Genomic DNA, 26387 nt, shown 5'->3' on the forward strand with positions numbered 1-26387 from the left:
AGCTACCGACCCAGCGTTTGACCAGCGTAAAAAAGCCGCAAGGCCGGAATAATCCAGGCTTGCGGCTTTGGGTGACGGCGATCAGCGCGCGGTGATTTTCCACGCCCGGTGGATCTTCGCGTTACGCGCGAAATCCGGGTCGAGGGTCTTGTCGCTGATTTCCTCGACCGCATAGCGCTCGCTGAGGTTGTCCTCGAGCACAAACTTGCGGAAGTTGTTCGAGAAGTACAGCACGCCACCCGGCGCCAGGCGGGCCATGGCCAAGTCGAGCAACTGCACGTGGTCGCGCTGTACGTCGAAGATGCCTTCCATGCGCTTGGAGTTGGAGAAGGTCGGCGGGTCGATGAAGATCAGGTCGAACTCATCACGGCTGGCCTCCAGCCACGCGATCACGTCACCCTGCTCCAGACGGTTCTTGTCGGAGAAACCGTTGAGGGAGAAGTTGCGACGCGCCCAGTCCAGGTAAGTCTTGGACAAATCGACGCTGGTAGTGCTGCGCGCGCCGCCCTTGGCCGCGTGCACGCTGGCGGTGGCGGTGTAGCAATACAGGTTGAGGAAGCGCTTGCCGGCCGCTTCCTTCTGGATGCGCATGCGCATCGGACGGTGGTCGAGGAACAGGCCGGTGTCCAGGTAGTCGGTGAGGTTGACCAGCAGCTTCACGCCGCCTTCGCTGACTTCAGTGAACTTGCCCTGGGCGCTCTGGCGCTCATACTGCTTGGTGCCGCTCTGACGCTCGCGACGCTTGACCACCACACGGCTCTTGTCGATGTTCAGCGCCTGGGGAATCGCCGCCAAGGCATCGAACATACGCGCGGAGGCTTTTTCCGGGTCAATGGACTTCGGTGCGGCGTATTCCTGTACATGGACCCAATCGTGGTACAGGTCGATGGCCATGGAATATTCCGGCATGTCGGCGTCGTACACACGGTAGCAATCCACGCCTTCACGCTTGGCCCACTTACCCAGCAGCTTGAGGTTCTTCTGCAGGCGGTTGGCAAACATCTGCCCGCCTTCGCTCAGGCGCGCCTGCTCGACCACCGGTGCCGGGGCGGGTTTGATCGGGTTGCCGTTCTTGTTGTACTGACGCTCTTGCGGCTCGACCGGGGCTTGATCGTAAGCGGCTTGCTCACGCTCGGCCTGGCGCTGCTCCGGGGTGCGACGCTCGCCAGTGACGAACTGGTCAGGGTTGACCTTGATCAGCAGCAATTTGCACGGCAACGCGCCGTTCCAGAACGAATACTGTTTGTGACTGCGAATGCCCATGCGCTTGCCCAGGTCCGGCGCGCCGGTGAACACCGCCGCCTCCCAGCCCATGCACGCTTGGCGCAAACGCTCGCCGAGGTTCTGGTAGAGGTACAACAGGCTGGCTTCGTCACCCAGGCGCTCGCCGTACGGTGGGTTGCAGATGACCAGGCCTTTCTGGTTCTGGTCCGGGCGCGGCTCGAAGGTACCGACTTCGCCCTGGTACACCTTGATCCAGTGGCTCAGGCCGGCGCGCTCAATGTTGTTGCGCGCGGGTTGGATCAGCCGAGGATCAGCTTCATAGCCACGCACCCACAGCGGCGGCTTGTTCATGCCGATGGCCGCGCGCTCAGTCGCCTCAGTGTGCAGCTTCTTCCACAGCGCCGGGACGTGACCGAGCCAGGTGGTGAAGCCCCACAGTTCGCGATTCAGGTTGGGCGCCATATCGGCAGCAATCATCGCGCCTTCGACCAGGAAGGTACCGACGCCGCACATCGGGTCGGTCAGCGCGCCGCCTTCGGCAGCAATGCGCGGCCAGCCCGAACGAATCAGGATCGCGGCGGCCAGGTTTTCCTTCAACGGTGCCGCGCCCTGCTGCAGGCGGTAGCCACGCTGATGCAGGCTGTGGCCGGACAGGTCGAGGGACAGGATGGCTTCGCCACGGTCCAGGCGCAGGTGGATGCGCAGGTCCGGGTTGATCTTGTCGATGGACGGGCGCTCGCCGGCCGGGGTGCGCAGCTTGTCGACGATCGCATCCTTGACCTTCAGCGCACCGAAGTGGGTGTTGTCGATGCCAGAACCGTGGCCGCTGAACTCAACCGCCAGGGTGCCATCCGGCACCATGTGGTCGGCCCACTCGATATCCAGTACGCCGTGGTAGAGGTCTTCGGCGTCCTTCATCGGGAAGCGCTTGAGCACCAGCAGCACGCGGTTGGCCAGTCGCGACCAGAGGCACAGGCGGTAGGCGGTTTCCATGTCGGCCATGCCGCGCACGGCCGAGGTGTGCTCGCGGGCTTCCTCAAGGCCAAGCCCGACGGCTTCCTCGATCAGCAGGCCTTCGAGGCCCTTGGGGCAAGTGAGGAAGAGTTCAAAACGGTCCGACATGGGGCAATCCAGGCTTTTCAGCAATAAATGAACGGGCGACGCATCGCCGGCTCGGTTTTCAATCAAGCACTTTTCTTGAAGAGTGCTCGCGTGGCACGAATGTGCCGTCCCACCCCGTCTAACGAGCCCTTGGGCCTTTATCGACGGGGCAGAGAGAGAATTTGCAGCAACAAAAAGAAATATTCCGACCCTTCGTCGAATAATAACCGACCGCAACGGGCGGACATTCTCACTAAAGGATTAAACCCATCCTCTTTGCAGGGTGCATCATAGCTGGCTTTGCCCAATAAAAGGGGCGAAAAGCCATCCCAGCTTATGGCTATAGCATCGTTATCGTTACGTGCTTATGACAAAACGATCATTGAATCCATGTGACCTATTGGTTAGAACTCAACACAGGTTGGCGCCGTAACGACGCCGACACCTAGGCTCGCCACGCCGGCAGCGAGCCCACCAACGGCAGAAAAACTCTGCCCGGCCTCAGACGAGGCCGAAGGATATCAAGACAGTCAACAAGTGAGGGAAACACCCTATGAGAAGACTTAAGCGTGATCCGTTGGAAAGAGCATTTTTACGCGGATATCAATATGGCGTTCATGGCAAATCCCGTGAGCTTTGCCCATTTACTCTACCGTCGGTACGCCAAGCCTGGATCAACGGCTGGCGAGAAGGACGCGGCGACAACTGGGACGGTATGACTGGCACTGCGGGCATCCACAGACTCAACGAACTTCACGCCGTCGGCTAATCAAGGGCAATAAATTCCGACACCACCACGAATATGTAACGACTTAACCACGCACGCCCTATCCAGGCGGCGGGCTTCGGCCCAGGGGCTCCTTTTGAGGAGCCCTTTTTAATGGGCGCTGTTTAGGGTTTCTCAGGCTTTGGGCAGGGCTGCAATCGCATCCACCGACTGGCGAATCAGTGCCGGCCCCTTGTAGATAAAGCCGGAGTACAACTGCACCAGGCTCGCGCCGGCAGCAATCTTCTCCGCCGCGTGCTTGCCTTCGGTAATGCCGCCGACCGCGATGATCGGCAAGCGCCCGGCCAGCTCGGCAGCCAGTACCTTGACAATATGCGTGCTCTTGTCACGCACTGGCGCACCCGACAGGCCGCCCGCTTCGTCGCCATGGGCCAGGCCTTCGACACCGACGCGGCTGAGGGTGGTGTTGGTGGCGATGACTGCATCCATGCCGGAATCGACCAGGGCCTGGGCCACCAGTACGGTTTCTTCGTCGCTCATGTCCGGGGCAATCTTGATTGCCAACGGCACGCGCTTGCCATGGCGCACGGCCAGGTCTTCCTGGCGCTGGCGCAGAGCCTCGAGCAATTGCTTGAGCGAGTCGCCGAACTGCAGGCTGCGCAGGCCCGGGGTATTGGGTGAGCTGACGTTAACGGTGACATAGCTGGCGTGGGCGTAAACCTTGTCCAGGCAAATCAGGTAATCATCCACTGCACGCTCAACCGGGGTATCGAAATTCTTGCCGATATTGATGCCCAGGATGCCCTGGTACTTTGCCGCTTGAACCCGCGACAACAGATGATCAACGCCCAGGTTGTTGAACCCCATGCGGTTGATGATCGCCTCGGCTTCCGGCAGGCGGAAGATACGCGGCTTGGGGTTGCCCGGTTGTGGTCGCGGGGTCACGGTGCCGATCTCGACAAAGCCGAAACCCAACTGTGCAAAACCATCGATGGCCGCACCGTTTTTATCCAAGCCAGCCGCGAGCCCGACCGGGTTGGGGAAATCGAGCCCCATCACCGATACCGGCACCTTTGCCGGTGCCTTGCAAACCAGGCCATTGAGCCCCAGGCGACCACCGGCACCGATCAGGTCCAGGGACAGATCGTGGGAGGTTTCCGGGGAGAGTTTGAACAACAGCTGGCGGGCCAGGGTATACATGGGCGGGCTAGACTCGGATGGCGGCGAAAGGTGGCGGCGATTATAGCCGGGGTGATAGGGAGCGTGCGAGGCGTGAACCTCAATCGTCAGTAGCGATGCGCAACCAGTTGCTCATAATACGCCCAGATTTTCTGTGCATACTGCATGCGCAACGCCTCACGCTCGGGCCCGGCCCCCGTCCCTGCGTTATATGACCCTACCGCTGTCCAGTTGTAGCCAAAGCGCTGGATGAACTCGGCGAGAATCGAAGCCCCCACCTCCACCGACAGGCAGGGCTCATTGAGCAACCGATCCTCGGTAATGCCCTGCTTGAGCAGGCGAGGCAAGTGGATACTGTTGATCTGCATCAGACCGATGTCTCGGGTGCCATTACGGTTGGCATGATTCATCGCTTGCGCCCGATAACCCGACTCTACGGCGGCGATCGCTTGCAGTAACTCCGGCTCGATATTGTAGTGACTGGCCGCCTCCTCCCAGCAATAGGCCAGCGCCTGGTTGCTGGTCATCATCACACTCAACACCCAGCCCTTGCTCCAGAACCTAGCCACGGGTTACCGAACCACGCTTTAACCCGCCATGGCTGACTTGGCCGCATACCGAGCACACATGCGCCCTATGACCCGGCGCATGCCCTTCGACGCTCACCGGGCAGGTAAAACGGTAGCCACGACCGTATATCGTCTTGATAAACCCCTTGTCGGCGCCAAGGTACTTGCGCAGCGAGTATATGCAGCGTGTCAGTGACTCCTCGGCGACCTCCCCCTGGGGCCAGGCCAGCTCCAACAACCGATCCTTGGTCATCAAAACGCCCTCGGACTCCAGCAGCAATCGCAACACCTGCAGTTCCTTGGGCGGTAACTGGTCGTCCGACCCCTCGCCGATCAGGCGACCATCGTCATACAAGGCCCAATGCGAAAAAAACAGGGTAATGGCCGTCCCTCCATTATCCATGACGGCCATTACCACCTCGACCTCCGACGAATGACATTGAAGTCCCCATTTCCATTTCTGGCTCAAGTACCGATGTCACGACTATATAGAGCCTGCCTCGCCGCTCACGTTAGGAAAAGGCTCATACGCGCAGCGCTTTTCAAAGTCATGTTGTAAGACGTTTCGCTATTCACCTGATGCAGGTGCGAGATCACGCTCCGGCCGTACAAATGCACGTTGAACACGGTCGTATTGCGCAGCCGTCAAGGGGGGTGGGCCTGCGCGCTCGACCGCGTCCTTCAACTCGCCGCCCACGGCTCTGGCCTGGACCACAAATAGCCGCACTTGGGCCGGACGCCCTCGCCCTTCTGACTTGCGGTTAAACGCGCCCAGCCATAGGCGCCTGCCTGGAGGTAAACGCACCACACTGTTGACACCCACTCGCCCCACCGCCGTGTTTTTTTCACGCCCCGGCGCCTCACTCATCTGGCGTCCGTCCTGAACCTCAAGGCGCATCTCGATCTGGTTAGCCTCGGCAAAACGCGGCAGTACGCTGACCTGGGTGCCATAACGCACAGGTTTCCAGTCAGTTCGGTCACTTCCGGGAGGTGGCATATAGAACGTGTGGTTATCTTGAAACACCGCGGGTACGTTCTCCTGGGTGAGAATCACCGGCAATGTCGCCACCGTCGCCCGCCGCCGACGCTCCAATGCGCCGATGCTGGCCATCAAGTGACTGTCGTCCACGGGCGCCAGGACACGCGTGGTCGAAGTGTTGGTGTCGTCGCCCCAGTCCATGCCCAGCTTCTTCAGTTCGTCGCGCTCCAGATCCACCAGCCACAGCGAGACTTCGATCGATCGCTTGGGTATGTCGAGTTCCGCCACCAGTTTCTGGATGAAACTCACCTGCGCCGGCTTGCCCTTGATCAGTAGGCTGTTGCTATCCGGGTAGGCAATCACGCCAAGGCTCTTGTCGGCCAGCATCCCCTGGTGCTCAGTGGCCAGCAGGGTTTCGATCATCGACGCCATCCCCGGTAGGGTGACCGGGCTGTCGCTCGTGCCGTACTGTCGGTCGGCCACATCGGTATTGAGCACCTGCACCACGCCAAAAGCCTGCTTGCCCACCCGCAGATCGGCCCTTTGCCGGTCCATCAATTGGGTCAGGCGCAGCACTTGGTCGACATAGTTTGGTGGGCCGGACACATAAAATGTGCGCACTCCACTTTCACGCAAGGGATAGCGTGACTCATCGAGACCCGATCGGCGCATGAGGCTACGCAGCCTGTCGACGGAAATATGCCGCAAGGTCACCGCAGAGCTTTTCGCCTCGTCAGCGTCATAGACATAGAGCGCTTGACCGTCGCTGTACCAGATCAACCCTTGTTGCAGTGCAAGCGCCTCCAGGGCCGGCTGCGGCGTCTCGAAATCAAGCGCTGCGCTGACGCGTTTGCGCGCCACCGCGGCGCTGACAACGATGGGCAACCCCAGCGGCTCCGACAGGGCGGTGAACACGGTATGCAGGCTTTCGTCCTGCGCCTGGTAAAGCTCGCCCCAGACGAGCGCACTTTCCGACACCAGCACGGCAAGCAGCACGGTAAACAACAACCGACGGCACAGCCAGAGACGGGGCATCGTTGCAATGAAGTCGGCGTACACCGGGGGGATTCCTGGGCAGTCTGGCATTGAGAGTGCCGCCATACTGAAAGGCCCCCCGGTTTCAATCTTGATGGAAAGTTGATGGCTGCCCGAGGCGCACCGCCCGTGGCATGTGCCTTGCTATGAACTCGGTATCAGAGCACGCACCAACGGCGGCGCGAGCTGACAGACAAAGGCGTCGTTACTCGCAGTGGCTTACATCGCCATCTGGGGGAACGACGCTTTTTTTTGAATGAAAAGGTAGGTGTAGATGAACGATTCGGTTGGCAACAGCCCGATGAACGACCCGCTGGCCTGGGTCAACGGCAGTGATGCCCCGGAAAAGAGCAGCCTCGACCTCGGCTTCATGGCCCTGAGCGACTGCGCCTCGATGGTGGTGGCAGCCACCCAAGGGTTCGCTCAACCTTACGGCCTGACCCTGAACCTCAAGCGTCAATCGTCCTGGGCCAACCTGCGCGACAAACTGGTCAGCGGCGAACTGGATGCCGCCCACAGCCTGTACGGGTTGATCTATGCCGTGCACCTGGGCATCGGCGGCGTCGCGCCCACCGACATGGCTGTACTGATGGGACTCAACCAGAACGGCCAGAGCATCAACCTGTCCCACGGTTTGCAGCAGCAAGGGGTGATCACTCCTGAGGCGCTGGACCGTCACGTGCACCAAAGCCGAACAAAACTGACCTTCGCCCAGACCTTTCCTACGGGCACCCACGCCATGTGGCTCTATTACTGGCTGGCGAGCCAAGGGATTCATCCATTACAGGATGTGGACAGCGTGGTGGTGCCGCCACCGCAAATGCTGGCGCACCTGCAAGCCGGGCGCATCGATGGGTTTTGCGTCGGCGAACCCTGGTGTGCCAGCGCGGTAAAGCAAAACCAAGGATTTACCTTGGCAACCACCCAGACGATCTGGCCGGATCATCCGGAAAAAGTGCTCGGTTGCACCCAGGCGTTTGTCGAACAGTACCCCAACACCGCGCGTGTACTGGTGATGGCGATTCTGGAAGCCAGTCGGTTTATCGAAGCGAGCAGCGAAAACCGCCGCTCCACCGCGCAATTGCTCAGTGGCCGCGAGTACCTCGACGCCCCGCTCGATTGCATCGAACCGCGCCTGCTGGGCGCCTATGACGACGGCCTGGGCAACCGGTGGCAGGATCCGCACGCCCTGAGGTTTTTCGCCGGTGGTGACGTCAACCTGCCCTACCTCTCCGACGGCATGTGGTTCATGACCCAATTCCGACGCTGGGGCCTCTTGCGCGAAGACCCCGACTACCTCGGTGTCGCACGCCAGGTGCAGCAACTTGGGCTCTATCGCCAGGCCGCCGAGGCGCTGGGTATCACCACGAAAGACCAGGACATGCGCAGCAGCCAACTGATCGACGGCAAAATCTGGGACGGCTCCGACCCCGCCAGCTATGCCCGCAGCTTCCGCCTGCATGCCCTGGCCGATCACACCCACCGCCAAGCCTTGCGCTGACAGGAGGACGTCCATGCTGCGAATCCTGTTAATCAACGACACCCCGCGCAAGGTCGGCCGTCTCAGGGCAGCGCTGATCGAAGCCGGTTTTGAGGTGATCGATGAGTCCGGCCTGACCATCGACCTGCCCGCGCGCGTCGAAACGGTGCGCCCGGATGTCATCCTGATCGATACCGAGTCACCGGGCCGCGATGTGATGGAGCAAGTGGTGCTGGTCAGCCGCGATCAACCTCGGCCCATCGTGATGTTTACCGACGAACACGACCCGAACGTGATGCGCCAGGCGATCAAGTCCGGCGTCAGCGCCTACATCGTCGAAGGTATCCAGGCCCAGCGCCTGCAGCCGATCCTCGACGTGGCCATGGCCCGCTTCGAAAGCGACCAGGCCTTGCGCGCCCAACTCCAGGCGCGGGACCAACAGCTCGCCGAGCGCAAGCGCATCGAGCTGGCCAAGGGCATGCTGATGAAAATGAAGGACTGCAACGAGGAAGAGGCATACACGCTGATGCGCCGCCAGGCCATGAGCCGCCAGCAGAAGCTGATCCAGGTAGCGGAGCAGATTATCGCCATGAGTGAGTTGCTTGGCTGATTTGGCGCAGCTCTTGCTAAGTAAACATCACAGGTAGCCAACGGCGGTTGCCCCTCCACGACAAAGACGTCGCACACCCGGTTTGCCCTCGCGAACCCGGTGGCGGCGTTTTTTTGTTTTGGCCCCGGAAACGGGGCCGGTGGGGCGGCCTTAGCCGGCTGTTCCATCACCAGGCCTTCTTACAAGACTCCCAACCGTTGAGGTGCGTGATGAAATCAAGCTTCTGGAAATCCGGGCACACCCCGACCCTGTTTGCCGCCTTCCTGTATTTCGACCTGAGTTTCATGGTCTGGTACCTGCTTGGCCCACTGGCAATCCAAATTGCCGCCGACCTGCACCTCACCACCCAGCAGCGCGGCCTGATGGTGGCGACGCCGATTCTCGCCGGTGCGGTGCTGCGCTTCTTGATGGGCATGCTCGCGGACAAACTTTCGCCCAAGACCGCCGGCATGATTGGACAGGTGATAGTCATCTGCGCCTTGTTCGGCGCCTGGAAACTGGGCATCCACAGTTACGAGCAAGCCTTGTTGCTGGGCGTGTTCCTGGGCATGGCCGGCGCGTCGTTTGCGGTTGCACTGCCGCTGGCGTCCCAGTGGTACCCGGCCGAGCATCAGGGCAAAGCCATGGGCATCGCCGGTGCAGGTAACTCCGGCACGGTGTTCGCCGCATTGCTGGCGCCGGTATTGGCCGCCGCATTTGGCTGGAGCAACGTCTTCGGCTTCGCATTGATCCCACTGGTGCTGACCCTGATCGTCTTTGCCTGGCTCGCCCGCAACGCCCCTGAACGGCCCAAAGCCAAGTCCATGGCCGACTACTTCAAGGCGCTGGGCGACCGTGACAGCTGGTGGTTCATGTTTTTCTACAGCGTGACCTTCGGCGGCTTTATCGGCCTGGCGAGCGCTCTGCCCGGCTATTTCAACGACCAGTACGGCCTGAGCCCGGTGACCGCCGGCTACTACACCGCCGCGTGCGTGTTCGGCGGCAGCCTGATGCGCCCACTGGGCGGCGCCCTGGCGGACCGTTTCGGCGGGATCCGGACCCTGTTGGGCATGTACAGCGTAGCGGCGATCTGCATCGCGGCGGTGGGCTTCAACCTGCCGAGTTCCTACGCGGCGCTGGCCCTGTTCGTCTGCACCATGCTCGGCCTGGGGGCAGGTAATGGCGCGGTGTTCCAACTGGTGCCACAGCGTTTTCGGCGTGAGATCGGCGTGATGACCGGCCTGATCGGCATGGCCGGCGGCATCGGCGGCTTCGCGCTAGCGGCGGGCATGGGTGCGATCAAACAAAGCACCGGCAGCTATCAAATGGCGCTGTGGCTGTTTGCCAGCCTGGGCGTGTTGGCCTGGTTTGGCCTGCATGGCGTGAAACGTCGCTGGAGAACCACCTGGGGTTCGGCCGCTGTGACGGCTGCCCGCGTCTGATGAGCCTGCAACTGAGCGTCGCCCAGGCCAGTGCCATCGGTCCACGCACGGAAAACCAGGACGCGCTGCGGGTGGTGACGCCCGTGGCCGAACTGGCGGCCAGCAAAGGCTACCTGTGCGCCATCGCCGACGGCGTAAGCCAGTGTGCCGATGGTGGCTTGGCCGCGCGCTCGACCTTGCAGGCGCTGGCCTTGGATTACTACGCCACGCCGCAAACCTGGGGCGTGGCCCAGGCCCTGGAACGTTTGCTGCTGGCACAGAATCGCTGGTTGCAAGCCAATGGGGGTGGCCAGCCTTTGCTGACCACCCTCAGCGCCCTGGTGTTTCGCGGCCAGCGCTTTACCCTGGCACATGTCGGGGATTGCCGGGCGTATCGCTGGCTGGACGGTGAGTTGCAGCGCATCAGCGAGGATCACGTCTGGGAACAGCCGGGCATGCAACACGTGCTGAAGCGCGCATTGGGCCTGGACCAGCACCTGGTGCTGGACTTCCTGGATGGCCAATTGCGCGAAGGCGAGTGCTTCCTGCTGCTTAGTGACGGCGTGTGGGCAACCCTGGGCGATCACAGCATCAGCGCCATCCTGCGCGAACAAACGGACTTGGATCTGGCGGTCAACACGCTAGTGAACGCCGCGCACCTGGCGGGCAGCCAGGACAACGCCAGCGCCCTGCTGGTGCGCGTGGACACCCTCGGCGCGGCCACGTTGGGCGATGCGCTGGTGCAATTACAGCAATGGCCACTGCCGCCAGCCTTGAGGGCCGGACAACGTTTTGAAGGCTGGCAGGTAGAAACCGTGCTGGCGCAAAGCCGACAGTCGTTGCTGTACCGAGTGCGGGATGCCCAACAGCAACCCTGGCTGCTGAAAACCCTGCCGTTGAGCCGCGACGATGACAGCGACGCCGGCCAGGCGTTGTTGTCGGAGGAGTGGTTTTTACGACGCGTCGCCGGGCGGTCCTTTCCTGAAGTCCATCCCGCCAGCGGGCGTCAGCATTTGTACTACGTCATGCGTGAATACCCAGGGCAAACCCTCGCTGAAGTGTTCAAGCAACAGGGTACGTTGCCCCTGGCGCAGTGGCAGTCCATTGCCGAGCGCTTGCTGCGGGCGGTGGGCATGCTGCATCGACGGCAAATCCTGCACCGCGACATTAAGCCGGAAAACCTGCTGCAAGGGGACGACGGTGAACTGCGGGTGCTGGATTTCGGCCTGGCCTACTGCCCCGGCCTTTCGGAGGACCGCGCTCACGTACTGCCTGGTACGCCGAGCTTTATCGCACCCGAGGCATTCAATGGTGACCCTCCTACCGCTCAACAGGATTTATATAGCGTCGGCGTCACCCTCTATTACCTGCTGACCGGGCATTACCCCTACGGTGAGATCGAGGCCTTCCAACGCCCCAAGTTTACCCAGCCGGTCAGCGCCAGCCGTTATCGCCCCGACTTGCCGGATTGGCTGCCGCTCAGCCTGGAGCGAGCCGTGGCCGCCCAGCCTGAGCATCGATATGAAACCGCCGAGGAATGGTTGCGGGTGCTGGAACAGGCAGACCGCCAGGAACTGAGCATCCGGCCCAGGCCTTTGCTGGAGCGCGAGCCATTGAAAGTCTGGCGGACCCTGGCGCTGGCTTCGCTGCTGATCAATCTGGTGCTGCTGTATTCACTCTTTCACCGCTGACGTCATCTCTACACGAGGGAAAACACATGAACGCGAAAGTCTGGCTGGTAGGCGCAGGTCCCGGTGACCCAGAACTGTTGACCCTCAAGGCCGTACGGGCCATGCACGAAGCCGACGTGGTGCTGATCGATGATCTGGTCAACCCGGCCGTGCTGGAGCATTGCGCCGGGGCACGAGTGATCACCGTCGGCAAACGCGGCGGCTGCCGCTCAACGCCGCAAGACTTTATTCACCGCCTGATGCTGCGCTATGCCCGTCAAGGCAAGTGCGTGGTGCGCCTGAAGGGCGGCGACCCATGCATTTTCGGGCGCGGTGGCGAAGAAGCTGTTTGGCTGCGTGAACGAGGTGTCGAAGTGGAGTTGGTCAACGGGATTACGGCGGGGCTGGCGGGCGCGACGAATTGCGCGGTTCCGTTGACGTTGCGCGGCGTGAGTCGCGGCGTGACCCTGGTCACAGCGCACACCCAGGACGACAGCAGCCTGAATTGGCGCGCACTGGCAGAGGGCGGGACCACCTTGGTGGTGTACATGGGCGTAGCGAAGCTGGAGGAGATCCGTCAGCAATTGCTCGACGGCGGGATGGCGGCGGATATGCCGGTGGCGATGATCGAAAACGCATCGCTGCCCCAACAAAGGGAATGCCGCAGCGAGCTGTCCCGGATGTATGAAGATGCACAGGCATTTGCCCTGAAGAGCCCCGCGATCCTGGTGATCGGCCGTGTTGCCGCCGCCGAACAGGCCGCCTACCTCGCAGAAGCCGTACGCGCCTGAGGCAAATCGCAGGCGAAAAAAAGCCCGGCCTAAGCCGGGCTTTTTTCTACCACTCAGTAATTACTGAGCTTGAGCTTCAACCGACGCTTCTACGCGACGGTTAACAGCACGACCAGCTTCAGTTGCGTTGTCAGCAACTGGGCGGGATTCGCCGTAACCTACTGCGGTGATGCGGCTTGGAGCAACGCCATCTTTAACCAGGACTTGCTTAACAGCGTCAGCACGACGCTGGGACAGCTTCTGGTTGTAAGCGTCTGGACCTACGGAGTCAGTGTGACCAGCAACTTCTACGTTGGTAGCTGGGTACTGAGCCATGAAGTCGGCCAGGTTTTTCACGTCGCCGTAGCTGTTAGGCTTAACAACCGACTTGTCGAAGTCGAACTTAACGTCCAGCTCAACACGAACAACCTGAGCAACTGGAGCTTCTGGCTCTGGAGTTGGCTCTGGAGCTGGTGCTGGGGTAGGAGCTGGAGCAGCTGCGCCAGCGTTACCGCCGAAGTTCACGCCCAGGCCGACCAGTGCGGAGTAGTCCCACTTGCCGTTGTCCAGACCGTAGTCAGCTTCAACACCGGCACGAGCGTACAGGTTGTTGGTGAAGTAGTACTTCACGCCAGTACCAACGGTAGCGAAGGTAGTCTGGTCGCGACCGCTGTGGCCGTCAGCCTGAACGTTGGTACGGCTCTGGTGGCCGAAACCGCCTTCTACGTATGGACGCAGGCTGTCTACGCCAGCTTGACCGAAGTGATACTGGGCAACCAGGCTGCCGGTATCGCCTTTGATCTTCTGGTTACCAGTACCGTCGTTCGAACGGGTGTGGTTGGTTTTGTCGTAGGACAGGTTCAAGGACAGGTCGTCGGTCAGGAAGTAACCGATGCGAGCGCCAGGATTGAAGCCGTCTTCGATGTGCTTGACGCTATCGTTGTACTGCTTCTTGTAGAACAGCTCGCCTTCAACTGCGCCTTGGCCTTGTGCCAGAACGCCGAAAGAAGTAGCGGCAATAAGAGAACCAATGGCCAAGCCCAAGGTGTTTTTCAGTTTCATCCGTTAAATCCCCATCTGGTGATTGTAAAGCAGTCCCACAAACCGGGGGACAACTCGGCGACAAGTCTAACAGAACTTGCCTACACGTAAGAGATATTTGCCACGCACTAAGTTTCAGTCTCGCCCGCAAATTTCTCACGTAATTTATCAAGAGCACGTTTGTAACGCATTTTTGTAGCACTCAAACCCATGTGCATGATGTCGGCGATTTCCTGAAATTCCAGCTCTGCGACAAATCGTAGCACCAGAATTTCCCGGTCAATCGGATTCACATACACCAGCCAGCGATCGAGTCCGCCCTTCTCCTCGGGTGCCGGCGCCTTTTCTTCAGACGCCTCCTCAAGGGGGTCCAGACTCAAAGCGTCCATCAAGCGACGCTTTCGCCGTTCCTTCCGATACTGCGTGATGCACTCGTTGTACGTGATGCTGTACAGCCAGGTCTTGAACTTCGATTTGCCCTCGAAGTTCTTCAGGCCGTACAACACCTTGAGCATCACTTCCTGACAGACATCATCCGCATCTCTATCGTTCCCTAAATACCTTGAACAAACGTTGAACAAAGTGCGTTGATATCTGCGCATCAATTCTTCGTACGCGCGAGTTACGTGAAACAGCTCCGTGTGCGCACGCGCGACCAACTCCTCATCAGAGAGCTCACGGGGGTCATAGCGCGTGGACAGCGTTTGGGCTTTATTCAAAACAAGTCGTGCCGACAGTCAGGTCAATGTCCGCCACAGCCCGATCAGCCGGGTTCGCGGCGGCGTACATTAGCAGGGTTTGCCGGGTTAGCGGCTACTGACCTGCTGCTCCAGGAGAATCCGATTGGACAGCGACACCAGGTCGCCGTCATCGGTCAGCACCGTTGTCTTGACTGTGCCGATCTCCTCGATTTGCCCTTCGACCTCGCCCACACGCACCTGTTGCCCAACCTGATACAGCTCACGCACATAGATTCCCGCAAGAATCTGACCGGCAATTTCCCGGCTTCCCAAGCCCATGGCCAGCGCAACTGCCAGACCAACGGTAATCAAAACGATCACAATCACATGGTTGAGCAGGTCAGTCTTGACCTCCAACTGGCTGATCGCGACCGAAATACTGATGATGATCACCAGCCCTTGAGCGATTCGCCCCAGGCCGGCGGCGTAATCCAGTCCCACACCTTCAGCGGCGCCGCGCACCAGCCCATTGGCCAATTGCGCCAGCAAAACGCCTACCAGCAGTACCAGCGCGCCGCCAAAAACCTTCGGCAAATACAGCGCCAGCATGTCGAGCGTAGCTGAAACTCGCTCAAGTCCAAGGGATTGAGCCGCAGAAACCAGAAAAATCAGCAAAACAAACCAATAAACGATCTTGCCGATCAATGTTGAAATCGGTACTTGCAGCCCGGCACGGCCCAATAGCTTGGTCAGGCCGGTGCCTGCCATCAGCCGGTCCAGGCCCAGTTTTGCCAGCAATTTGGACAGCAGGGTGTCGAGCAGCTTGGCTACGACAAAACCCAACAGCACCAGCACCAGCGCACCAAACAGGTTGGGAATGAAATTCGCCACCTTGGTCCACAATGCGGTCATCGCGGTGACCAGGCTCTGCGTCCAGAGATCAAGTTCCATATTCAATCAGCCTTATCAGCAGTGCGAGCAAGAGGTTTACGACGGGAAACAGGCGATACGTGGGCCGAACCATTGTTCAGCGCCATCATCAGCGCCGGCATCCAGCGGCCGAGCAGACCGAACAGGTCACCCGCACCCACCTGGCGGTTGGCGGTTTTCAACACGCGGCCCAGGCAGGCATCGTCGTCCCGGTTGGACGGCGAGGCATTGAGCATGTCACGCAAAGACTGTTCGAACGGATCGTGCATAAAGACCTCTCGCAAGTGATTTAAAAGACGAGGGTAAAATTCTTGAGGTCACATAGGACCCTTCATACGTTCAGGTCATATTCAGCTCAAACCCAGCGCAACCGTCGAAAAAGCCACCATTGTCCAAGCGCGACCGAGACCATCAACAGGCACGCAATCATGAATCCATAGGGGCTGGCAGAGAACGGAATCCCGCCCACATTTATACCCAGCAGCCCGGTGAGAAAACTCATCGGCAGGAAGATCCCGGTGATGATCCCGAACCGGTACATGGTGCGGTTCATGCGTACGCTCAAGCGCCGGTCTTCGGCCTCAAGCACAAGCCCCACGCGCTCCCGGGTCAATTCGAGTTCTTCAAGGTAGCGGGTCAGGCTGTTGTTCAATTCGTTCCAATAGTCGGCATCGTCGTCACAAAACCACGGCAATTTGATCCGCGTGAGCTGGGCAAAAATATCCCGCTGCGGTGCGAGGAATCGCTTCAGCCCAGCGGCGCGTCGACGGATCTGCAAAACGCTGCCATGTTCCGGCGTATACCGTTCGTCGGTATCGAGTTTTTCTTCCTCTGCATCGACGACTTCAGACAAGTCCGTGACCAGATCCTGCACTTTATTGGTCAGGTACTGCGCCATATAAAGGATAAGTTCCGAGGCCGTTTTCGGGCCCTTGCCGTCCGCCAACTGCACCAGCAGCTCGTCGGTGGCGCGCAACGGGCGCAAACGCAGGGAAATCACACGACTGGCTGCGGCGAAGATACGCACCGACACCATGTCTTCCGGCTCAGCCCCTGGGTTGAGGTTGACCCCACGCAGAAACAACAGCAGTTCCGCGTCCGGCAACGGCAACAGACGCGGACGGGTGTTCTCCTCCAGCAACAGGTCACAGGCGAACTCGCTCAACCCACTGGATTTACGCAGCCAGGTCTGGGTCTGCGGATGGCTGCGATCCCAATGCAACCACAGGCTTTCCTGAGGTTGCAGTTGCAAGTCGTCGAGCTCTGTCCGGGCAATCGAACGCGCACCGCCTTTACCGTCCAGCACCAGGGCATGCACCAGCCCCCATTGCGCGTTTTCTTCCTCGAACATCCTCACCCCGTCGGTTATTGCGGTTTATTCAGGCATTTTCAGCGGGCTGGGCGACACGATCACGCCGTTGTTGTCGGCGTAGATGTACTCACCCGGACGGAACGTCACCCCCGCAAACGTGACCACCACGTTCAAGTCACCGATGCCGCGTTTGTCGGTCTTCATCGGGTGACTCGCCAAGGCCTGCACTCCCAGGTCGGTCTGGGCGATCACATCGACGTCACGGATGCAGCCGTAGATCACCAGGCCTTCCCAGCCATTTTTCGCGGCTTTCTCGGCGATCATGTCGCCCAGCAGCGCGCGGCGCAGGGAACCACCCCCATCGACCACCAGCACCTTGCCGGCGCCAGGCTGGTCGGCCTGTTCCTTGACCAAGGAGTTATCTTCGAAGCATTTGAGGGTGACAATTTCACCACCAAAGGAATCTCGGCCGCCGAAATTGCTGAACATCGGCTCAAGCACCTGCACCAGGTCCGGGTAGGCGTCGCACAGGTCAGGGGTCACGTAATGGTTCATTGAAAAATTCCTTTCTGTCAAAGAGGTGTCTTTCGAAAGAAGCGCCAGCCCAAGCAGGGGCGAAACATCCCATCCGCATCGCCGCAACGCAATAGCCACTGCGCGACTGAATATGACCAGAAGCGTTTAACGCGTCATATCTTAGCCGCAACCACACACGAGTGAAACGCCCTTGGCAGAGCGTTGCCTCAAACCGTGGCCAGCACCTCGGCCTGTACACCGAACAAGGGTGTGAGCGGATCTTTCAACCATTGCTCCACCAATGGCCACACTTGAACCTGTGCGGCTTTGCTGACCAGCATTTCCACGTGCCCGAAATCCTCGGTAAACCCTTGCTGGCGGCCCAGGCACAGGTATTGACGGTGCTCGGATCCGACTTGCTCGAACAGTTTGCGACACGCCCAGTCAGGGTCCTGATGGTCGCCGGCGGCGCTGACCGCCAACAACGGCACATCGACACTTGCCAAGCCTTTCCACCAGTCGTTTTTACCCTCGCCAAAGCGGCCGAACAGACCATTCCAACGCATGGCTTCGATCAACACGCCCGCGGGCTCGTCCTCCGGGCCACGCTTGAACCGTGAGCCGGACAGTTCGCCGAAGCGTTTCAGCAGCAAGCGGCCAGTCCACTCCACCGGTGGCAATTTCAACGGCCAGTGGGTGCGGCTCACCTGGCAACCAAACAAGGCCACCGAAGCCACTGCCGGCGCGCCAAGGTGTTGCCCACCCAGCGCTGCAGCCAGGCTTGTGCCACCCAGGGAGTGGCCGATCCAGTGGGGAATCTGCGCACTTTGCTCACGCACAAACGCGCCAATCGCCGGCAAGTCATAGCGTGCATAGTCAGCGACGCGATTGCGGGCGTAGTCATGATTGCGCTTGGACAAACCATGGCCGCGCATTTCCGGGATCCACACATCAAACCCCTGGCGTGCCAGATAAGCCCCCAGGCCAATGCCCTTGGGTGAGTACCAGAAGCGCCGGTTGGAAAAACTGCCATGCAACAAAATAACCGGGATGCCCCGGTTTTCCGGGACATCGGCCAAGCCCAAACGAGTAACGGCCAGTTCGACGGTACCGTCGGGGCTGTTACCGGGTTTGAGGCGGTACACATCTTCACTCAGGTCGCCACGACGTTCAGCGCTGATCAGGGCGACGGGAAACAGGTTGCTGCTGCTTTGCATAATGCTCTTGCACAAAAAAGGGCGGCGTCCGGAAGGAATTCCGCCCTGCACAGATAAGAATGCCGGTCACCCTCGAGAGGTGACCGGCACTTTTGACGTAACGACCTTAGACGGACGCTTGGCCTTCCGCCAGGAAGAACCAGGTTTCCAGCACGGAATCGGGGTTCAGCGAGACGCTTTCGATGCCCTGCTCCATCAGCCATTTGGCCAGGTCAGGGTGGTCGGAAGGGCCTTGTCCACAGATACCGATGTACTTGCCGGCCTTGTTACACGCCTGGATGGCATTGGCCAGCAGCTTCTTGACCGCAGGGTTACGCTCATCGAACAGGTGCGCGATGATCCCGGAGTCGCGGTCCAGGCCCAGGGTCAGCTGGGTCAGGTCGTTGGAACCGATGGAGAAACCGTCGAAGAATTCCAGGAACTCTTCGGCCAGGATGGCGTTGGACGGCAGTTCGCACATCATGATCACGCGCAGACCGTTTTCGCCACGCGACAGACCGTTTTCAGCCAGCAGGTCGACCACCTGGCTCGCCTCGCCCAGAGTGCGCACGAACGGCACCATGATCTCGACGTTGGTCAGGCCCATCTCGTTGCGCACGCGCTTGAGGGCGCGGCATTCGAGTTCGAAGCAATCACGGAACGCTTCGCTGATGTAACGCGAGGCGCCACGGAAGCCCAGCATCGGGTTTTCTTCTTCCGGCTCGTAGAGCTTGCCGCCGATCAAGTTCGCGTATTCGTTGGACTTGAAGTCCGACAGGCGCACGATGACTTTTTTCGGGTAGAACGCCGCCGCCAAGGTGCTGATGCCTTCCACCAGCTTCTCGACATAGAAGCCGACCGGGTCGTTGTAGCCGGCGATGCGCTTGTCGACGCTTTCCTTGATATCCAGCGGCAGGCCGTCGTAGTTCAACAGGGCCTTGGGGTGCACGCCGATCATGCGGTTGATGATGAACTCCAGGCGGGCCAGGCCCACACCGGCGTTCGGCAACTGCGCGAAGTCAAAGGCGCGGTCCGGGTTGCCGACGTTCATCATGATCTTGAACGGCAGGTCCGGCATGGCGTCGATGGAGTTTTGCTTGATGTCGAAGCCCAACTCGCCTTCGAAGATGAAGCCGGTGTCGCCTTCGGCGCAGGACACGGTCACGCCCTGGCCATCCTTGAGCAGTTGGGTGGCGTTGCCGCAACCCACTACGGCCGGAATCCCCAGCTCACGGGCGATGATCGCCGCGTGGCAGGTACGCCCGCCACGATTAGTGACGATGGCGCTGGCGCGTTTCATCACCGGTTCCCAATCCGGGTCGGTCATGTCGGAGACCAGAACGTCGCCTGGCTGGACTTTGTCCATTTCGGACACGTCCTTGATGATCCGCACCTTGCCCGCGCCGATGCGCTGGCCGATGGCACGACCTTCCACCAGCACGGTGCCGGTCTCTTTCAACAGGTAGCGTTCCATGACGTTGGCCGAAGTACGGCTCTTCACGGTTTCCGGACGGGCCTGCACGATGTACAGCTTGCCGTCGTCACCGTCCTTGGCCCATTCGATGTCCATCGGGCACTTGTAGTGCTTTTCGATGATCATCGCTTGCTTGGCCAACTCGCTGACTTCCGCGTCGCTCAGGCAGAAACGGGCGCGTTCGGCCTTGTCCACCTCAACGGTTTTAACCGAGCGACCGGCTTTGGCCTCGTCACCGTAGATCATCTTGATGGCCTTGCTGCCCAGGTTGCGGCGCAAGATGGCCGGGCGACCGGCCTCAAGGGTATGTTTGTGTACGTAGAATTCGTCCGGGTTGACCGCGCCTTGTACGACGGTTTCGCCCAGGCCGTAGGCGCCGGTGATAAACACCACGTCACGGAAGCCCGATTCGGTATCGAGGGTGAACATGACGCCGGCAGTGCCGGTTTCCGAACGCACCATGCGCTGTACACCGGCAGACAAAGCCACCAGCTTATGGTCGAAACCCTGGTGCACACGGTAGGAAATCGCGCGATCGTTAAACAGCGAGGCGAAGACTTCCTTGGCTGCGCGAATCACGTTTTCGACGCCGCGGATGTTCAGGAAGGTCTCTTGCTGGCCGGCGAAGGAGGCGTCCGGCAAGTCTTCGGCGGTGGCCGAGGAGCGCACGGCAACAGCCATGTCCGGGTTGCCGGCCGACAGGGTGGCGAAGGCGGTGCGGATTTCTTCGTTGAGCTTCTCGGGGAACTCGGCGTCCATGATCCATTGGCGGATCTGGGCACCGGTCTTGGCGAGGGCATTGACGTCATCGACGTCCAGAGCGTCCAGCGCGGCGTGGATCTGAGCATTGAGGCCGCTCAGTTCGAGGAAATCGCGGTAAGCCTGGGCCGTGGTGGCGAAACCACCGGGCACCGATACACCTGCGCCTGCAAGATTACTGATCATCTCGCCGAGGGATGCGTTCTTGCCCCCCACGTGCTCTACATCATGGACGCCGAGCTTATCGAGGGAAACTACGTACTCTACCAAGGTGATCTCTCCACTTTCTGTGTTGGAAAAGCTCAGGACGCCGGCTGCTCAGTAGGAGCGTTCGCCAGCGCTTGTGGCCTGGACCTGGAAAATAAGTGAGAATGCGGCCCACCGCGGGACGGCAAAATCGCGCCTATCATATCCAAGATTCGCCATCAGCTTAAGGCCCAGGGCTCAAATGAAACGATCTGCTTTCTTTATCTCCGACGGCACCGGCATCACAGCCGAAACATTGGGCCAGAGCCTGCTCGCGCAGTTCGAAAACATTACCTTCGCCAAATTCACGCGCCCGTACATCGACAGCGTGGATAAAGCGCGGGCCATGGTACAACAAATCAATCTGGCGGCTGAAAAAGACGGTTTCCGGCCGATCATTTTCGACACCATCGTCAATCAAGACATCCGTGAGATTCTCGCAACGTCGAATGGTTTCATGATCGACATTTTCTCGACCTTCCTGGCGCCGCTGGAGCAGGAGTTGAGTGAACACTCCTCCTATTCGGTCGGAAAGTCCCATTCCATTGGGCATAACTCCAATTATATGGAGCGTATCGAGGCGGTGAACTTTGCCCTCGACAACGACGACGGCGCCCGCACCCATTACTACGACAAGGCCGACCTGATCCTGGTCGGCGTGTCGCGCTGCGGCAAAACGCCCACCTGTCTATACATGGCCATGCAATTTGGTATTCGCGCAGCCAATTACCCGCTGACCGAGGACGACATGGAGCACCTGACGCTGCCGGCCGCCCTGCGCGCGCACTCGCACAAGCTGTTCGGCCTGACCATCGACCCGGATCGCCTCACGGCGATCCGCAATGAGCGCAAGCCCAACAGTCGCTATTCCAGCTATGCGCAGTGTGAGTTCGAAGTGCGCGAAGTAGAAAATCTGTTCCGTCGCGAGAATATTGCGCACATCAATTCCACGCATTTTTCGGTGGAGGAGATTTCGGCGAAGATTCTGGTGGAGAAAGGCGTGGAGCGGCGCTTCAAATAATCATTACCGCCTGCCGCTTTTGTAGTGAGCGAGCTTGCCCCGCGCTGGGCAAGCCCGCTCACCACAATAAAGCGAGCCCGCCGTTACAGGTGGAAGCGCCCGCCTCCCTGCCCCAATGCTGTAGCCAGCGCATCAAACCCCGCCCGTAACAACTGATCATCCCCCGACGTATTACAGATACTCGCCCGAATGAACTGCGGCACCGCCGTCTGCCCCACCGCAAAGGCTTCAGCGGTAGCGATCAGGTAATTATTCTGCTTGAGCTCCGCCTCGATTTCCGACGCACGCCACGGCTCCGGCACCTCAATCCAGAAATGCGGGCTGTTGAGATGGGTGCGGTATTCCAGCCCGGTCAGCAGGTCGCGGACCAGGGCTTTACGTCGGCTGATTTCGTTGATCTGCTGGCGCAGCAGGTATTCCGCCGTGCCGTTTTCGATCCACTGGGCGGCCAGCTCAAGGGTCACGGGCGTGGCCATCCAGCAGGTCGAACGCAGGGCTGCCGAAATACGGCTGACCAACGCCGGCGGCGCATGCACATAGCCCACGCGCAGCCCGGCGGACACCGCTTTGCTCAGGCTGCTGATCAGAATCGTACGCTCAGGGGCGAAATAGCTGAGTGGCGGCGGCCGGTCTTCGACCAACACACCGTGGGCTTCATCCTCAAGAATCAGCAGGTTGTGCTCCCGACACACTTTGACCAGCGCTTCGCGACGCGCGACCGAGAGCACCGCCGTGGTCGGGTTCTGGATCGTCGGCGTGCAGTACAGCGCTGAAATCCGGTGATTACGACAGACTTCGTCCAGCGCGCTCGGCAGCACGCCCTCCTCGTCCATGTCCAGGCCGATCAGGCGGATACCCAGCATGCGCGCGGCCGTAATGAGGCCGGGATACGTCAGCTGTTCGGTGACTACCGTATCGCCCGCCCGCAACAGCGCCATCATTGAGCACAGCAGGCCGTGCTGGCCGCCGTTGACGCAGATGACTTGCTCGGGAATCGGATGAAAATCACGCTGCACCAGCCATTGCGCGCCCGCTTCACGGTAGCGCGGCAGGCCGGCGTCCGGGGTGTAGGCACTGATGTCCTGGAGGAACTTGGCGTTGGTCGACAGGGTTTGGAAGCTCTGGGCCAGGAACACCGTCTCCTGCCCGGGGATGTGCATGTTGCGGCTCATGTCGAAGTACTGGCGTGGCTCTTCACTGAAGTTGCGAAAACCTTCATCGCGCTGGCGCTCCATCCCACGCTTGCGCACGAACGTGCCGTCGCCGACTCGCGCCACAACCAACCCCAGGCGTTCCAGTTCGCCGTAGGCCCGGCTGATGGTGCCTATCGTCACACCCAGGTTGTCGGAAAGCACCCGATGGGGCGGCAGTTTTCTTCCCGGTTCAATCAAGCCTTCAAGGATGCCCCGTTCCATGACATCGGACAGGCGCTTGTACTTCACGCCCTGCCCGTTGGACAACCCCTCACGCATAATTGACACCATGTCAATATTTGTTTTGACAGCCATCTTTCGCCCTAATAGTGTGCTTTTACGGGTTCAATCGCCGATTTTTACAACTCATTACAAGCTCAATATAGAGTTCAATTCCGGCTCAGGGAAGCAATAAACGATGCCAATGTCCGCCGTTCTCGAAAACACCGCCAAGACCAAAACCCAAAAACAGTGGCTGGCCGGGCTGATCACCAGCGTGATGTTCCTGATCGTTTGCCTGAGTTGGGGCACGACGTGGCTGGGGATCAAGATTGCCGTGGAGAGCGTGCCGCCGCTGACGTCCGCCGGCCTGCGCTTCCTGATCGCTTTCCCGCTGTTCCTGTGTTTTGCCATGGTGCGTCGCGAGCCGATCCTGTTTCCCCGTGAAAGCCGCTGGTTCTTCGTGTTCGTAACCCTGTCCTACTTCAGCGTGCCCTACTACCTGCTCAACTATGGCGAAATGCATGTCTCGTCCGGCCTTACCGCGCTGCTGTTTAGTTGCATGCCGGTGTTCATCCTGATCTTCTCCGCGCTGTTCCTGCGCGAGCGCATCTACTTTTCCCAGGTGGTCGGTATCGGTATCGGTTTCGGCAGCCTCTACATGATCATCAAGAGCCAGGGCCTGCACCTGGACCACGCCGAGTTCTTCGGGGTACTGGCGATTCTGACCGCCGCGATCATGCATGCCTTGTGCTACGTCATTACCAAGCAGAAAGGCAGCGCCATCAGCGTGATCACCTACAACACCCTGCCCATCGGCATTGCCGGGCTGATGCTGTTCGTCGCCGGGCTGTGGTTTGAAGCGCCGACCTTCGACGCCATCACCCTGCGCTCGTGGGGCGCCCTGTTCTACCTGGGCCTGGTGGCCTCGGTGGGCGGGTTCATCGTGTACTTCATGCTGCTCAAGCGCTTGAGCCCGATCATCCTGTCATTCGTGTTCATCATTTTCCCAGTGTTCGCGGTGATCATTGGCGCCTGGTACGAAGGCGTGTCGATTTCCCGTGACCTGATGCTGTACTCGGCCATCCTGCTGGCCGGCTTTGCGATCACCAAGTTGCCGGTTGAAAAACTCCTGGCCAAGAAAAAATGACCCCTTCCCTGCCCCATCAACATCAGCAACGCGAGAGCCACATGGACGTCCTCCGCCCCACCGCCCTGGAACAGATCTACGCCCACGCCCGCCGCAGTTACCCCGAAGAATGCTGCGGTTTCATCTTCGCCGACGGCAGCGTGTACCTGGGCAGCAATATCCAGAATGAACTGCACCGCAAGAACCCCGAGATGTACCCGCGCAGCGCAGCCAATGGCTACACGTTCTCGGTGGCCGACACCCTGCTGATGAACAAAGCGTTTCGCAGCGACAACCCAGTGGTGGTGATCTACCACTCCCACCCGGACGTCGGTGCCTATTTCAGTGACGAAGACCAGGACAAGGCGCTGTTCCTGGGCGAGCCGATCTACCCCGTGAGCTACCTGGTGGTCGACGTTCGCCAGGGCCAGGCCCTGGGCTCCAAGCTGTTTGCCTGGGATGGCAAGCATTTCGCCCTTCAACCTTTCAACGACCTGCACACGGAGTTGTCCATGAACGCTGTCTCTTTCCCCGACATTCTGGTTCGCGTGGCCAAGCTGCCGGAATCGACCCTCGAGGGCACCGGATCGACATTGCGCGAAGTCATTGAAAACCTCTGCTGCAGCCACCCACAGTTGCGTTCGCACCTGTTCCACGAGAAGAACAACCAGCTCAAGGAACACTTCCTGTTTACGGCCGAGGAAGCGCTGATTGATGCCGACGAGCCCTTGCCGCAAAAAGCCAAAATCGAAGTCTTGCTCGCGACCTCTGGCGGCATGGATGTCGACGCACTGAGCAATGAAGAAGTACAGCGCTACGTGCGCCATATCACCCTGCCCGGCGTAGGTCGCGAAGGTCAACTGAACCTCAAGAAAGCCAAGGTGCTGATCATCGGCACCGGCGGCCTCGGCTCACCGATCAGCCTGTACCTGGCCGCCGCCGGCATCGGCACCCTGGGGCTGGTGGACTTTGATGTGGTGGAAAGCAGCAACCTGCAACGCCAGATCGTCCACGGCAACAGCACACTCGGCATGCCCAAGGTCGAGTCCGCCAAGCAACGCCTGCAAGACCTCAACGGCCATATCCAGATCAATGCCCACGACACCGCGTTGAACGCTGACAACGCCCTGGAATTGGTAGGCGCCTACGACCTGGTGATCGACGGCACCGACAATTTCGACACCCGCTACCTCGTCAACGATGCCTGCGTGCAACTGGGCAAACCCTTGGTATACGGCGCCATCTACCGCTTCGACGGGCAGATCAGCGTGCTCAACTATCAAGGCGGGCCTTGCTATCGCTGCCTGTTCCCCAGCCCGCCGCCTGCCGAACTGGCACCCAATTGCAGCGCCGGTGGTGTGATCGGGGTATTACCCGGCGTGGTCGGGATGATCCAGGCCACCGAGGCCATCAAACTGCTGATCGGTATTGGTGAACCCTTGTCGGGCCGCTTGATGCGCTTTGACGCGCTGGCGATGAAGTTCAGCGAGATCCGCTTCAAGCGCCGCGCCGATTGCCCCTGCTGTTCCGAGGCACGCCACAGTGAAACCCTGGCGCCCGCTGTCTGCGCGGATGCCGTGCTCAACCCACCGTCCCTGGCCGAAGAGCGCTACATCAAGCCCCGGGTACTCAAGCAAGTGCTTGAACACCCCAGCAGCGCCGACGTGCTGCTGGACGTGCGCGACGCCAGCGAATTGGAGGTGTGCAAGTTGCCGGGGGTGGTGCACATCCCCCTCGCCGAACTGGACGGCCACCTCGACAGCCTCAGCCGTGACAATACCCACTACCTGATCTGCTACGCCGGCAGCCGTGCCGAGCAAGCCGCCAGCACCTTGCTGGCCGCCGGTTTCGCCAACACCAAAGTCCTGCAGGGCGGCATGAAACATTGGGTTCGCGACGTCGAACCCGACATGCCTTTGTATTGAAC

General features: G+C 60.1%; 23 protein-coding genes. 9 read left to right on the plus strand and 14 right to left on the minus strand.

The genetic code is table 11. The annotated features are described in order from the left end of the window. Positions 1 to 81: 81 nt before the first annotated feature. Positions 82 to 2346 carry a bifunctional 23S rRNA (guanine(2069)-N(7))-methyltransferase RlmK/23S rRNA (guanine(2445)-N(2))-methyltransferase RlmL gene (gene rlmKL / locus K7431_RS21820; protein ID WP_043205747.1) on the minus strand — a complete coding sequence of 755 codons (2265 nt, stop codon included), beginning with the start codon at positions 2344 to 2346 and terminating at the stop codon, positions 82 to 84. Between the two features lie 532 nt (positions 2347 to 2878). On the opposite strand from rlmKL, the gene rmf reads away from it, so the two are divergent. Next, positions 2879 to 3094: a ribosome modulation factor gene (gene rmf, locus K7431_RS21825; protein ID WP_002553055.1), complete on the plus strand. Its 216-nt coding sequence runs from the start codon at positions 2879 to 2881 to the stop codon at positions 3092 to 3094. 132 nt (positions 3095 to 3226) lie between these two features. Here rmf and K7431_RS21830 read toward each other — a convergent pair whose 3' ends face one another. From K7431_RS21830 to sctC, 4 genes are all read right to left on the minus strand, one after another. Beyond that, positions 3227 to 4252 carry a quinone-dependent dihydroorotate dehydrogenase gene (locus K7431_RS21830; protein WP_015885338.1) on the minus strand — a complete coding sequence of 342 codons (1026 nt, stop codon included), beginning with the start codon at positions 4250 to 4252 and terminating at the stop codon, positions 3227 to 3229. Positions 4253 to 4338: 86 nt separating this feature from the next. Further along, positions 4339 to 4761 carry a transglycosylase SLT domain-containing protein gene (locus tag K7431_RS21835; protein WP_279615280.1) on the minus strand — a complete coding sequence of 141 codons (423 nt, stop codon included), beginning with the start codon at positions 4759 to 4761 and terminating at the stop codon, positions 4339 to 4341. Between the two features lie 31 nt (positions 4762 to 4792). Continuing rightward, positions 4793 to 5212 (minus strand): winged helix-turn-helix domain-containing protein, encoded by a 420-nt coding sequence (locus tag K7431_RS21840; protein WP_043205749.1) that lies wholly within the window; start codon positions 5210 to 5212, stop codon positions 4793 to 4795. Positions 5213 to 5368: 156 nt separating this feature from the next. Beyond that, positions 5369 to 6814, minus strand: coding sequence for a type III secretion system outer membrane ring subunit SctC (sctC, locus tag K7431_RS21845; RefSeq protein ID WP_015885340.1), 1446 nt, complete (start codon positions 6812 to 6814; stop codon positions 5369 to 5371). Positions 6815 to 7088: 274 nt separating this feature from the next. Here sctC and K7431_RS21850 point away from each other — a divergent pair, with 274 nt between their 5' ends. From K7431_RS21850 to cobA, 5 genes are all read left to right on the plus strand, one after another. Further along, entirely contained in the window at positions 7089 to 8315 is a 1227-nt protein-coding gene (locus K7431_RS21850) for a CmpA/NrtA family ABC transporter substrate-binding protein (protein ID WP_043205750.1), read from the plus strand. A gap of 13 nt (positions 8316 to 8328) precedes the next feature. Then, positions 8329 to 8904: an ANTAR domain-containing response regulator gene (locus K7431_RS21855; RefSeq protein WP_015885342.1), complete on the plus strand. Its 576-nt coding sequence runs from the start codon at positions 8329 to 8331 to the stop codon at positions 8902 to 8904. Positions 8905 to 9113: 209 nt separating this feature from the next. Continuing rightward, the gene (locus K7431_RS21860) at positions 9114 to 10325 is read left to right on the plus strand and encodes a nitrate/nitrite transporter (RefSeq protein WP_043205751.1); all 1212 of its coding nucleotides are present in this window, start codon (positions 9114 to 9116) and stop codon (positions 10323 to 10325) included. Further along, entirely contained in the window at positions 10325 to 11995 is a 1671-nt protein-coding gene (locus K7431_RS21865; protein ID WP_015885344.1) for a bifunctional protein-serine/threonine kinase/phosphatase, read from the plus strand. The genes K7431_RS21860 and K7431_RS21865 overlap by 1 nt, the downstream gene beginning before the upstream one ends. Positions 11996 to 12021: 26 nt before the next feature. After that, a complete protein-coding gene (cobA, locus tag K7431_RS21870; protein WP_015885345.1) occupies positions 12022 to 12765 on the plus strand; it encodes a uroporphyrinogen-III C-methyltransferase in 744 nt (247 codons plus the stop codon). A 60-nt stretch (positions 12766 to 12825) separates the two neighbouring features. Here the strand turns inward: cobA and K7431_RS21875 are convergent, their stop codons facing one another. From K7431_RS21875 to ppsA, 8 genes are all read right to left on the minus strand, one after another. Then, complete coding sequence (locus K7431_RS21875; protein ID WP_015885346.1) at positions 12826 to 13806, minus strand: OmpA family protein; 981 nt, start codon at positions 13804 to 13806, stop codon at positions 12826 to 12828. Between the two features lie 107 nt (positions 13807 to 13913). Further along, on the minus strand, positions 13914 to 14504 hold the full coding sequence (gene sigX, locus K7431_RS21880; RefSeq protein ID WP_003175518.1) for an RNA polymerase sigma factor SigX: 591 nt from the start codon (positions 14502 to 14504) through the stop codon (positions 13914 to 13916). A gap of 87 nt (positions 14505 to 14591) precedes the next feature. Further along, a complete protein-coding gene (locus K7431_RS21885; RefSeq protein WP_003175519.1) occupies positions 14592 to 15416 on the minus strand; it encodes a mechanosensitive ion channel family protein in 825 nt (274 codons plus the stop codon). A 2-nt stretch (positions 15417 to 15418) separates the two neighbouring features. Further along, positions 15419 to 15664, minus strand: coding sequence for a hypothetical protein (locus tag K7431_RS21890; RefSeq protein WP_015885347.1), 246 nt, complete (start codon positions 15662 to 15664; stop codon positions 15419 to 15421). A gap of 86 nt (positions 15665 to 15750) precedes the next feature. Beyond that, positions 15751 to 16746, minus strand: coding sequence for a zinc transporter ZntB (locus K7431_RS21895; protein WP_015885348.1), 996 nt, complete (start codon positions 16744 to 16746; stop codon positions 15751 to 15753). A 24-nt stretch (positions 16747 to 16770) separates the two neighbouring features. Then, positions 16771 to 17262: a ribonuclease E activity regulator RraA gene (gene rraA, locus K7431_RS21900; RefSeq protein WP_015885349.1), complete on the minus strand. Its 492-nt coding sequence runs from the start codon at positions 17260 to 17262 to the stop codon at positions 16771 to 16773. 188 nt (positions 17263 to 17450) lie between these two features. Beyond that, on the minus strand, positions 17451 to 18440 hold the full coding sequence (locus tag K7431_RS21905) for an alpha/beta fold hydrolase (protein ID WP_015885350.1): 990 nt from the start codon (positions 18438 to 18440) through the stop codon (positions 17451 to 17453). A 106-nt stretch (positions 18441 to 18546) separates the two neighbouring features. Further along, positions 18547 to 20922 (minus strand): phosphoenolpyruvate synthase, encoded by a 2376-nt coding sequence (gene ppsA, locus K7431_RS21910; RefSeq protein ID WP_015885351.1) that lies wholly within the window; start codon positions 20920 to 20922, stop codon positions 18547 to 18549. A 178-nt stretch (positions 20923 to 21100) separates the two neighbouring features. On the opposite strand from ppsA, the gene ppsR reads away from it, so the two are divergent. After that, positions 21101 to 21919: a posphoenolpyruvate synthetase regulatory kinase/phosphorylase PpsR gene (gene ppsR, locus K7431_RS21915; protein ID WP_003193298.1), complete on the plus strand. Its 819-nt coding sequence runs from the start codon at positions 21101 to 21103 to the stop codon at positions 21917 to 21919. An 83-nt stretch (positions 21920 to 22002) separates the two neighbouring features. Here ppsR and K7431_RS21920 read toward each other — a convergent pair whose 3' ends face one another. Then, entirely contained in the window at positions 22003 to 23427 is a 1425-nt protein-coding gene (locus K7431_RS21920; protein ID WP_015885352.1) for an aminotransferase-like domain-containing protein, read from the minus strand. A gap of 160 nt (positions 23428 to 23587) precedes the next feature. On the opposite strand from K7431_RS21920, the gene K7431_RS21925 reads away from it, so the two are divergent. Further along, a complete protein-coding gene (locus K7431_RS21925; protein ID WP_162471081.1) occupies positions 23588 to 24481 on the plus strand; it encodes a DMT family transporter in 894 nt (297 codons plus the stop codon). 41 nt (positions 24482 to 24522) lie between these two features. Further along, complete coding sequence (gene moeB / locus K7431_RS21930; protein WP_043206317.1) at positions 24523 to 26385, plus strand: molybdopterin-synthase adenylyltransferase MoeB; 1863 nt, start codon at positions 24523 to 24525, stop codon at positions 26383 to 26385. Positions 26386 to 26387 lie beyond the last annotated feature (2 nt).

The sequence above is a fragment of the Pseudomonas fluorescens group sp. genome (assembly GCF_020093335.1).
Taxonomy (GTDB): Bacteria; Pseudomonadota; Gammaproteobacteria; order Pseudomonadales; family Pseudomonadaceae; genus Aquipseudomonas; species Aquipseudomonas petroselini.